General features: G+C 42.3%; 10 protein-coding genes. 3 read left to right on the top strand and 7 right to left on the bottom strand.

Annotated features, from left to right (window positions below; genetic code table 11):
* Nucleotides 1-186: 186 nt before the first annotated feature.
* The 3 genes from G8O23_RS05535 (at nucleotide 187) to G8O23_RS05525 (ending at nucleotide 4,925) form a co-directional block, all read left to right on the top strand.
* Nucleotides 187-3,060, top strand: coding sequence for a M16 family metallopeptidase (locus tag G8O23_RS05535; protein ID WP_166362622.1), 2,874 nt, complete (start codon nucleotides 187-189; stop codon nucleotides 3,058-3,060).
* Between the two features lie 309 nt (nucleotides 3,061-3,369).
* Entirely contained in the window at nucleotides 3,370-3,915 is a 546-nt protein-coding gene (msrA, locus tag G8O23_RS05530; protein WP_219932429.1) for a peptide-methionine (S)-S-oxide reductase MsrA, read from the top strand.
* A gap of 122 nt (nucleotides 3,916-4,037) precedes the next feature.
* Nucleotides 4,038-4,925, top strand: a complete 888-nt coding sequence (locus tag G8O23_RS05525; protein ID WP_166362618.1) for a tetratricopeptide repeat protein — start codon at nucleotides 4,038-4,040, stop codon at nucleotides 4,923-4,925.
* Between the two features lie 360 nt (nucleotides 4,926-5,285).
* On the opposite strand, the gene G8O23_RS05520 is transcribed toward G8O23_RS05525, so the two are convergent.
* From G8O23_RS05520 to G8O23_RS05490, 7 genes are all read right to left on the bottom strand, one after another.
* Complete coding sequence (locus tag G8O23_RS05520) at nucleotides 5,286-6,248, bottom strand: alpha/beta hydrolase (RefSeq protein WP_166362616.1); 963 nt, start codon at nucleotides 6,246-6,248, stop codon at nucleotides 5,286-5,288.
* 8 nt (nucleotides 6,249-6,256) lie between these two features.
* The gene (locus tag G8O23_RS05515) at nucleotides 6,257-6,472 is read right to left on the bottom strand and encodes a zinc ribbon domain-containing protein (protein ID WP_166362614.1); all 216 of its coding nucleotides are present in this window, start codon (nucleotides 6,470-6,472) and stop codon (nucleotides 6,257-6,259) included.
* 6 nt (nucleotides 6,473-6,478) lie between these two features.
* On the bottom strand, nucleotides 6,479-7,402 hold the full coding sequence (locus tag G8O23_RS05510) for a CPBP family intramembrane glutamic endopeptidase (protein WP_166362612.1): 924 nt from the start codon (nucleotides 7,400-7,402) through the stop codon (nucleotides 6,479-6,481).
* The gene (locus tag G8O23_RS05505) at nucleotides 7,389-7,562 is read right to left on the bottom strand and encodes an Arc family DNA binding domain-containing protein (RefSeq protein WP_166362610.1); all 174 of its coding nucleotides are present in this window, start codon (nucleotides 7,560-7,562) and stop codon (nucleotides 7,389-7,391) included. Before G8O23_RS05505 ends, G8O23_RS05510 begins: the two co-directional genes overlap by 14 nt.
* 7 nt (nucleotides 7,563-7,569) lie before the next feature.
* Nucleotides 7,570-8,541, bottom strand: coding sequence for an SPFH domain-containing protein (locus G8O23_RS05500; RefSeq protein WP_166362608.1), 972 nt, complete (start codon nucleotides 8,539-8,541; stop codon nucleotides 7,570-7,572).
* A gap of 119 nt (nucleotides 8,542-8,660) precedes the next feature.
* Entirely contained in the window at nucleotides 8,661-8,852 is a 192-nt protein-coding gene (locus G8O23_RS05495; protein WP_166362606.1) for a hypothetical protein, read from the bottom strand.
* Between the two features lie 337 nt (nucleotides 8,853-9,189).
* On the bottom strand, nucleotides 9,190-9,783 hold the full coding sequence (locus G8O23_RS05490) for an RNA polymerase sigma factor (protein ID WP_166362604.1): 594 nt from the start codon (nucleotides 9,781-9,783) through the stop codon (nucleotides 9,190-9,192).
* Between the last annotated feature and the right edge of the window lie 9 nt (nucleotides 9,784-9,792).

Here is a 9,792-nt window from a genome sequence, read left to right as displayed (position 1 = left end):
CCCCTCACCCCATACAGCGTAACAGCCTGTCATTTCGAGCGAAGCGAGAAATCTATTACATTATTATCATTTTAAAAAAGACTTAGTCGGACACTAGTGAAAAGATATATAAAAATTAATCATAACTTTGAATAAAGAAACTATTATCAAACCCTACTTTAAATTAACCTAAAATGCTTATTTGACATGAGAAGAATTGTGTTATTATTCCTTGCCCTTTCGTTAGGTGTATGTGTTAGTGCCCAAATTAGCACATTTAAACTCGATAACGGGCTCACAGTAATTGTGAATGAAGATTCACGAACCCCATCAGTTTTTGGCAGCATTGTTGTAAAAGCTGGGTCGGTTGATGAGCCTGAGGATGCCACAGGTTTAGCACACTACCTTGAGCATATGCTTTTCAAAGGAACGAAGAATGTTGGTACCACCGATTGGGATAAAGAGAAAATTCATTACGAAAAGATAATTGAACTATACGACCAGTTGGCTAGCGCACCCGAGGCCGAGCGCGAAGCTATTCAGCTTAAAATTAATGAGGAGTCGTTACTTGCAGGCCAATACACCATAAACAATGAGTTTAGCAATCTAATTCAGGCAATTGGTGGAACATCACTTAATGCAGCTACCAGCTACGACATGACGTATTACTTCAACGTGTTTCCTTCCTTTATGCTTAAGAAGTGGCTGGTACTTCAAGCCGATAGATTTGAAAATCCAGTTTTCAGAGGATTTCAGGCCGAGCTTGAAACGGTGTACGAGGAGAAGAATATGTATAGCGATGATTCGTTTCAGGTCCTTTTCGAGGAGTTTAACCATAGCCTGTATGGCGAGGCCAATCCTTATGCTCGACCAATAATAGGTATAACCGAGCACCTTAAAACACCTTCCATAAGCAAGCTGATGGAGTTTTATAATACCTACTATGTTCCTTCCAACATGGCATTAATTCTTTCGGGTGATATTAATGCCCAAGATGCTAAGCTGTTAGTGGAGCAGACTTTGGGTCGGTGGGAGGCAAAAGATGATATTCAACGTGCTAAAATAGAAGAGCCTACCATAAGCAAGAAATCTACAATCAAGAAGAAGCTAACGCCTATGCCGGTTCTAATGATGGGGTACAAGGGCGTGCCCTCAGGATCGGATGATACCTATAAGCTCGAGGTTCTTAGCAGCGTCCTTACCAATCGCAACAGGACAGGTCTGTTAGATAAAATAGTACTTGACGGTAATGTGCAGAATATCTCTGTGTCAATATCGTCGCAACGCCAAGCGGGTAGTATTTCAATAATTGGAATTCCGGTATACGATGGAGCCCAGCGACGATTCGAATCGCTTGGTGGTGTGGAGAATGCTATCACCTCAACTTTACAACAACTAATGAAGGGTGAAGTTGACGAGTGGTTAGTTGAGTCGGTGAAAGATGAGATGATAATGAACTTTGAATTATCAAAGGAGTCGAATCTGAACTATGGAATGATGTTGGCTAGGGCTTTTGGGACCGATATGACTATTGAGGAGTACGAAAAATATGTTGAGCTAATTAAGAAGATTACAAAGAAGGACGTGATTGAAGTAGCCAAGAAATATTTTGATGCACCATATCTCGCTTTTCAGTCGCTAGTAGGAGAGCCCAAAAAAGATAAGCTACCAAAACCTGAGTACAAGCCAATAGTCCCGGCCACAGGCAAAACATCAGCCTTTGCAGCAAAGTGGTTAGACGAAAAGGTTGAGGTTCCCCCATTTAAACCCATAGACTTTACAAATGATTTTTCTAAAGGTGAATTAGCCCCAGGAGTTACTCTATTCCATTCTGAGAATCCCGAGAGTAGCATTTTTACTCTAACCATTAAGTATGGGGCTGGTAGTATTGAGATACCTGGCCTCGATTTTAGCGTTAACCTTATGAATCGAGCCGGAATTATGGCTCAGTATACACCTTACGACCTAAAGAAAGAGTTTAGCAAGCTAGGGTGTACAGTTAACTTCTCGAACGATAAGAGTTATACCTACGTGACCCTTAGGGGCAAGGAGTCTAGCTTAGCTCGGGCATGCCAGCTACTGTCGCGTACCTATCTGATGCCCTCTCTCGACGAAAGGCAGCTTAATAGCTTAAAAGGAAGCCAGCTAGGTTCCCGTAGTATGGAGTCGCGCGATAAAGATTTGCAATCGCAGGCACTTAGCGAATTTTTAAGGTATGGAGAGAACTCCAGCTATTTAAATCGCTTGTCAAATTCCGAAATACTTGGGCTTACCGTTTCAAAGCTAGCAGCAAATTTCATCAAAGCTACTCAGTACGAAACATCAGTGCACTACACTGGTCAGTTTTCGTACAAAGAGGTTCAGGACTTGCTAAAATCAAACTTGGCTTTTCCCGCAAACCTTAAACCAAGCAGTTCCCCAGTTTCAACCCCAACAGCACAGTATTCTGAGAATACTATATACTTGCTTAACAATAAGAATGCTCGCCAAAGCGATGTTTACATTTTTATGCAGGGTGAGGCGTATGACCTAGCTCAAAGACATATAATCGATGCATTTAACCAGTACTTTGGTGGAGGTTTTAATGGTCTTGTACTGCAGGAACTAAGAGAGTTGCGTTCGTTTGCCTATACAGCAAGTGCCAACTATAGTATTCCAGCAGTTCCTGGTCGAAAAGCTATGTTTACAGGCTATATTGGTACTCAAGGAGATAAAACCATCGATGCCATTAACGAGTTTGTTAAGCTGATTAATGATATGCCACAGTATTCTGAGAGAATGGGCAATATTAAGGACTATCTGTTTCAAGCAACCTTATCGTCTTCACCCTCGAAACGGCAGCTAACTCAGGTGGTTGAGAGCTGGATGAAAACTGGTTATACTGAGGATCCACGCATAGAATTGGTAAAAGAGTATAGCTCGGTATCGTTTGATGATGTGTTAAATTTTTACACTAAGAAGATTAAAACAAAGCCAATAGCAATTGCTGTAGTGGTTGATACTAAAATGTTGGATAAAAAGCAGCTAGGTTCATTTGGTAAAGTGGAGGAGGTGAAAAACAGTAAGATTTTTAAGTACTAGTTACGTAGTTATTTAATTCATAAATTAATAGGAGGCTCGCATTGCGAGCCTCCTATTTTAGTTTTCTTCATATGTTGTGCAGTTTTAGTGTGCCTCTTGCAGAACAAGTTATGTATGCATATTATCTAACATTTAAGTTTCTCTTACTCTAAGGAATCTTTCATAGCTTTACCCCTTTATGGCTTCTGAACAAATGCATACCCAGAATTGTTTTGAAATAAAAATTCTGAGATGTATAAATTTCTAAGCCTAACTATAATAATTCTCTTAAGTGTTGGGTCGGTTAGTGCACAAAAAATATCGAATAAGATGAAGAATAATACTTTTGAAATCGCCACCCTAGGTGCAGGGTGCTTTTGGTGTGTTGAAGCAATATTTGAAAGGGTTAATGGGGTAGAGGAGGTGCTATCGGGCTACTCGGGGGGTAAGATTGCAAACCCAACGTACCGAGAGGTATCGTCAGGTCTAACTGGCCACGCCGAGGTGGTGCAGGTTAAGTTCAATCCCAGCGTAATTAGCTATGCTAAAATCCTTGAAATATTTTTTAAAACCCACAACCCTACCATGCTTAACCGCCAAGGAGCCGATGTGGGCACGCAGTATCGTTCGGTAATATTCTATCACACCGATGAACAAAAAAGTGTAGCCGAAGACGTAAAGAATATGCTTAGTAGAGCTGCTATTTGGAACGACCCTATTGTTACAGAAATATCGCCTTTTACCAAATTTTATAAAGCGGAGGATTACCACCAGAACTACCTCGAAAATAACTCTAAGCAGCCATACTGCCAAATGGTTATTCTACCCAAAATTGATAAGTTTGAGAAGCTATTCGAGGATTATTTAAAGAAGTAGTTTTTTCTATTCCTATGGCACAATGCCGGATAGGCTTGCCTAGAATTACGAGATACGCACTCGGTTATCTTTTAATTTCTTCATTTGTTATTACCTTTGCGGCTTGTTTAAAATATAATTAGATGAAGATTAATAGATTACTTATTCCAGTGCTTGCCATGGCAATGGTTACCTCTTGCACTGTCTCAAAGCAGATGTCGCAGCTTAAAACTGATGCCAAGATAGCGTTTGATAAATCGGATTATTCCACCGCTTTAAACGCTTACGACAGCCTAATATCCCTTAATACAAGTCGTGGTAAGGTGGCCGATGGTGCCATTTATAGGAATGCAGGTTTAGCAGCATGGGAGGTAGGACAAACCCAGAAAACGTTAGACTATTTAGAGAAAGCCAAGGAGCAGGAAGCAGCCAATGGTGCTGCCTATTTCACTTTGGCTAAAGCATATCTAAAGATTGACAATTTATCCCGTGAAATAATTAACCTGAGCAATTATCTCGATAGTTACCCTAACGGTAATGATATTGACGGAGTGCGCTGTCAGCTGTATTTAGCATACGTAAAGAGCGAGAATTGGGATTTAGCCGCCGATCTTTGGGATAACCTGCATAGTGATTGTAAGGATAGCCACAATGTGCTCTTAGCCTATCTTAAGATGGTGAAGCGCAGTGGTGATACCGAAAAAGTAGTTGCAACCGCCGAAAGGATTCTAAAGAACGAGCCAGGTAATACCGAGGCTATGGAATCGCTTGCCATTGAACTTTTCAATATTGCCGAGGCTGCCTACCAGAGCGAGATGAAGGCCTATCAGAAAAACAGAACCAATAAGCAGTATCGCCAGCTGCTCAATGCACTCGAAACTATTAATGCCGATTTACAGCGCTCGCGCGATTATTTCGAGCGGCTATACAAGAGTAATCCCGATCCACGATATGCTCAGTACTTGGGAAATATTTACACTCGCTTCGACAATAAACAACGAGCCGATTATTACTACCGTAGAGCAAAGTAGTAGAACCTCATATTTACCAACGCTGCCGCACGAGTCCCCTCGTGTGGCAATGAAGAATAGAAAACCCACACGAGGGGACTCGTGCGGTAGCAATGTATTTCCTCACGGGGTGACTATCTGCTAAGCAAATAGTCACCCCGTGAGTATTTAAAGATACTTAAGGTCAGCCCCTTATCTGTTTTTTTGATAATTTCCCGCAAGGTAAATTATCAAAATCACTCTGTGTCCTCTGTGTTTTCTCTAAATAGTCAAGAACTCTCAAGATATCTAACCCTATTCATTGCTTAAGCAGTTACCGGAATGAGTATTGGCAAATCCTCTGTGTTTTAATAAAAATCTCTAGGCTATAATCAAAAAGTATTAATCCCCCACAAATTCAACAATCGCACTAATCAGCTCTTCCGAAATGGGTAGTTCAGGGTTGATATAAGCTGCCATATTCTTCTCTCTATCCATCTCTACCATCTTTAGCACGTGATTCATCCCCTTAATAATTACCAGCTCTGCAAGCGGGTTGGCATTCGCCAGTAATTCGGCATTTTCTGTTGTTACCTGAATGTCGGTAGTACCTTGTGCAATTAGTATTGGAATGGATAGCTTGCCAATTTCTACGGCTGGGTCTATTCTCATCCAGCTTATTAGGTAGGGCTGCACGCTGGGGCGGAAAAGCCATAGCTGCATGGGGTTAACCCTCTTTACCTGGTACCCGGCAACAAGGCTATCAATTATGATTTTAGCATCGTTAAGCATATCCTCAGGGAGTTGGCTTAGCTGTTCGAGCAGGATTCTATCAATCCGTTGACCCGATCCCGCAATGGATATAAAACCATCAACGCTAACCTTCTGCACAGCAACCATTCCAATTAGCGATCCCTCGCTATGGCCCGCCACAAGAACTTTTGAGTAGTTTCCGCTCTCCTTGAGCATTGTGAGCCATAAGGTAGCATCCTCAATAAAATCATCAAAAACAACCTCGCTCTCGGGTTGGTTGCTACGGCTAAAGCCTACACCACGCTTATCATATCGTAGCGATGCTATTCCATTTGTGGCTAGCTCTTCGGCCAAAAATCTTAGGCTGTTGTTGGCCATTCCAAACTGGTTACCATTTCGGTCGGTGGGACCCGATCCTGCAATAATCAGAACAACGGTTGGTTTTTCTTTTCCATCCGGTAGGAGCAGGGTTCCCCTTAGCGTATCACGACCGTTGAATATTGCTACTTCCGATGAGCGATAGGCTTTGTCCTCATCGCTTTGTGCCTTGGTAGGATTAACAGCGCCAATGCATAGCAAAAGCGCTGCAGCTTGTATAAGCCTTTTCATCATTGCTCATTTTATCCAACGAAGAAATCGAGCACATTCATTGCTTTGCGCATGGGTACTTGGTAAAACTCGGTATACCTACACTTTACACAGGTGAATGAGCTGAACTTTCGGTTTTGGATATTGAAGATTCTGGTTAGCATACTGCCTGCAATGTAGGCCTCGCCAAGCTCAAAATCTTTGCTGCCACACTTGGGGCAGGGCTGTTTCGATCGTACAAGTGGCATGGTTTTTTAATTGTGTTTGTTTAGCGTCTGAGCCAGTGTTTGCCCCATAATCTTTTCTTTTGATATCTTATAGTCGTAGATGTAGATTGCAAGAATAACCATTACTAAAGCAATAAAGCCAGATAATCCTGTTACACCTACCGTAAGGTCGGTGCCTCCAACCACAAGCATTATGCTTAAACCGGCAGTTCCATTAATCATCCCATGCATTAATGCCGCAGCAATAACCGATTTTGCCTTAATGGCAATGTAGCTGAATGGGAACGAAAGCAGTATGCACCATACAGTCATCATTAGCACGCCAACTTGTGGGTTGTTGGGGTAGTTATGCCCCATCAGTATCATGGGGGCGTGCCATATTCCCCAGATAACCCCAATTATTAGGCTAGCTTTGGCAAAATGCAAATCTTTATACTCTTTTATCAGAAATCCCCTCCAACCCAACTCCTCACCAAAGGCGGCAACAGCATTTACCGTAAGGCCACCAATAATACCTTGGATTAGGGTTAAAAGAATTGGGTGTATGGGCGATGCTGCAAGTGCAAGTTGCATTCGCTCCATCTCCTCAGGAGTAATTAGCCCTTCGAAACGTGTGAAAAGTCCCTCCATTTCCATGGAGAACGAGACCCCGGGAAGCAATAGGCTTATGCCTATAGATAGCCCAGTATAAACGAGTGGTATGGCAATGGCTACCAAAAACCACCTATTGAATTTAAACGATATAAAAAGCGATTTGGCAGCCTTTTGCTTGTGAACAATTTTTTCGACAAAAAGGGCTGCTAACATTGGGACAAACATGTACAAAACGCCAAGAATTACTCCTTCGGTATCCTTGTATTCGTAACCCAAGCTTAGAAAAATTCCTACCATCGAGAAGTTGATGGTAAAGGTTATGATAAGGAATAACCATAGCTTGCTAATCTTTTTCATCTGTTGATGTTTTTTTATAGCGCCCTGCTTTTTTCAGCGCCTGATCAATAATCCATTCAATCTGACCATTAATGCTACGGAACTCATCGGCCGACCACTTCTCCAAAGCCTCCAGCTTGTCAGGATCAACCCGTAGCACAAATGATTTCTTTTTCGCCATAACTTATCTATTGGTGTAACGTACCGGCATTAACTATGGGAGTTGCCGACTCCTCGGAGCAAAGCACTACCATTAGGTTACTAATCATGGCGGCTTTCTTCTCGTCGTCAAACTCAATGGTTTTCTCCTCGGCCAATTTATCCAGCGCCAGCTTAACCATTCCCACAGCGCCCTCAACAATCTTTTCCCGAGCCGATATAATGGCATCGGCCTGTTGGCGGCGTAGCATTACGGCGGCAATCTCGGGGGCATAGGCTAGGTAGTTTATGCGTGCTTCTACCACCTCAATTCCCGCAATGGCTAGGCGCTCGTTGATTTGCTCCTCTAGTATTTTGTTGATATCGTCGCCGTGTGAGCGTAGGGTTAGCTCTTTAGCGCTTTCGGCCTCGTTCATATCGTAGGCAAACATACCTGCTACGTATCGAAGGGCAGCGTCGCACTGAATCTTAACGAAGTTCTGGTACGCCATCATCTTCTCGTTAAGGCGTGCGGTGGATGTTGCCCCAGCAGTATTGGCTGCCATCGAGGCGTTATCGACATGAAACGAAGCCTTGTACGTGTCGAACAGTCGCCAAACCAACACCATGCCAATCATGATGGGGTTTCCGCTCTTGTCGTTTACCTTAATGGGGTCGGCATCGAGGTTGCGGGCGCGCAGAGTAAGCTTTTGCTTGGCATAGAATGGGTTTACCCAGAAAAAACCGTTCTCCTTTACCGTTCCCTCGTACTTGCCAAAGAAAACCATTACTCGTGTCTCGTTGGGTTCAATTTGCATAAATCCTCCCCAGAATATACAGTTTAGGACAAACAGTACTCCCAGTCCAATACCCGACAGGGTGGCCATTAGCGGGCTAATGCCTGATGTGCTAACAAGCTTAATGAATAGGAATACGATGCCAAAAAGTAGCAGAAAGTTGAATATTAGCATTAGTATGCCGTTCAACTTTAATCCTTTGAATGGTTCTTCTTGTGTTTTCATATTTTTTTAGATTAGTGATATTAAAATGATATTACAAATATATCACATTGAATTTGAATAATCCAAAAAAAAGCCAGAAAATTTTTTCTGGCTTTTTAAAATGTTAATGCAACTTGTTGTTAGGTAGTGCGATTTATTATCCTTTGGATAACTTCGTCCGATACCTCAGGCGCTTTCTCGTCAATATCTTTAAGGAGATTTTGGAATTTTTCCAGAGGTTCAAACAGATTGTGTAGGTTGTAAATTTCGTCAATCTGATAATCCTGAAAACTCTTGAGGTTCCATAGGATTGGAGTAAAAGTTTTATTCATAGGCATTTTACTGTTGGTATGCATTGCAATTTTGTTATCAACAGTAGAACGGCTACAATAGCCTGATATTGTAATTTCGGCTCAAAATTTATTGATATGGTTTTTATTCACCCTTAAGCCCTACAAAAAATTATGTCTTTATGCTACTTAGTGGAACTCTTGCTAATTTTGTTGTACGCATATTTTAGGTAACCCAAATGTTGAGGTTGAGGAAGTCGCAAAGGCTGCCGCACGAGTCCCCTAGTGTGGTTTTCCTATTTTTTATTGCCACACGAGAGGACTCGTGCGGCAGCAATGGCTATTATGAACCACAAATATCTTAAATAAAAGCTTGCCCCTACTTCGATAGGCAAATATTCCTCTCCTCCATAATCTTCCGCATATTAATAAGTGCATACCGCATTCTACCAAGGGCTGTGTTTATGCTTACATTGGTTTGCTCGGCTATTTCCTTAAAGCTAAGCCCTGCATAGTGCCTAAGCAGAACAACCTCTTTCTGCTCGTCGGGGAGGCAGTCAACAAGTACCCTCACCTCCGAAAGTATTTGGTCGTAAACAATATGCTCCTCCACATTCTTATCGGAGAAACGGGACGAGTTAAAAATATCCACCGGGGTACTCTCGTTCGATACCGTATTAAGCTGTTTCTCGCGCCTAAAATGGTCAATTATCAGGTTGTGGGCAATGCGCATCACCCACGATACGAAACGTCCGTTATCGGTGTATTTTCTTTTCTGTAGCGATTGAATTACCTTAACAAAGGTGTCCTGAAAAATATCCTCGGCTAAAGTATGGTTCTTCACCAAGAGCAGAATGTAACCAAATACTCTTTTGCGATGCCTGCGGATAAGGGTGTCAATTGCCTGCTGATTGCCCGAAATGAACTGCTCTACAAGCTCATTGTCAGATAGGTGCTTTATGCTCAAATCCATCTCCTTACT

The organism is Perlabentimonas gracilis, from assembly GCF_011174675.1.
Lineage (GTDB): Bacteria > Bacteroidota > Bacteroidia > Bacteroidales > Tenuifilaceae > Perlabentimonas > Perlabentimonas gracilis.
The sequence above is the reverse complement of the archived record's forward strand: the minus strand, read 5'-3'. Positions and strand labels throughout refer to the sequence as shown.

What these genes read in the sequence shown, in the direction of transcription:
- G8O23_RS05535 (WP_166362622.1), top strand. Translation starts at nt 187, where the DNA reads ATGAGAAGAATTGTGTTATTATTCCTTGCCCTTTCGTTAGGTGTATGT.
- msrA (WP_219932429.1), top strand. Translation starts at nt 3,370, where the DNA reads ATGAAGAATAATACTTTTGAAATCGCCACCCTAGGTGCAGGGTGCTTT.
- G8O23_RS05525 (WP_166362618.1), top strand. Translation starts at nt 4,038, where the DNA reads ATGAAGATTAATAGATTACTTATTCCAGTGCTTGCCATGGCAATGGTT.
- G8O23_RS05520 (WP_166362616.1), bottom strand. Translation starts at nt 6,248, where the DNA reads ATGATGAAAAGGCTTATACAAGCTGCAGCGCTTTTGCTATGCATTGGC.
- G8O23_RS05515 (WP_166362614.1), bottom strand. Translation starts at nt 6,472, where the DNA reads ATGCCACTTGTACGATCGAAACAGCCCTGCCCCAAGTGTGGCAGCAAA.
- G8O23_RS05510 (WP_166362612.1), bottom strand. Translation starts at nt 7,402, where the DNA reads ATGAAAAAGATTAGCAAGCTATGGTTATTCCTTATCATAACCTTTACC.
- G8O23_RS05505 (WP_166362610.1), bottom strand. Translation starts at nt 7,562, where the DNA reads ATGGCGAAAAAGAAATCATTTGTGCTACGGGTTGATCCTGACAAGCTG.
- G8O23_RS05500 (WP_166362608.1), bottom strand. Translation starts at nt 8,541, where the DNA reads ATGAAAACACAAGAAGAACCATTCAAAGGATTAAAGTTGAACGGCATA.
- G8O23_RS05495 (WP_166362606.1), bottom strand. Translation starts at nt 8,852, where the DNA reads ATGAATAAAACTTTTACTCCAATCCTATGGAACCTCAAGAGTTTTCAG.
- G8O23_RS05490 (WP_166362604.1), bottom strand. Translation starts at nt 9,783, where the DNA reads ATGGATTTGAGCATAAAGCACCTATCTGACAATGAGCTTGTAGAGCAG.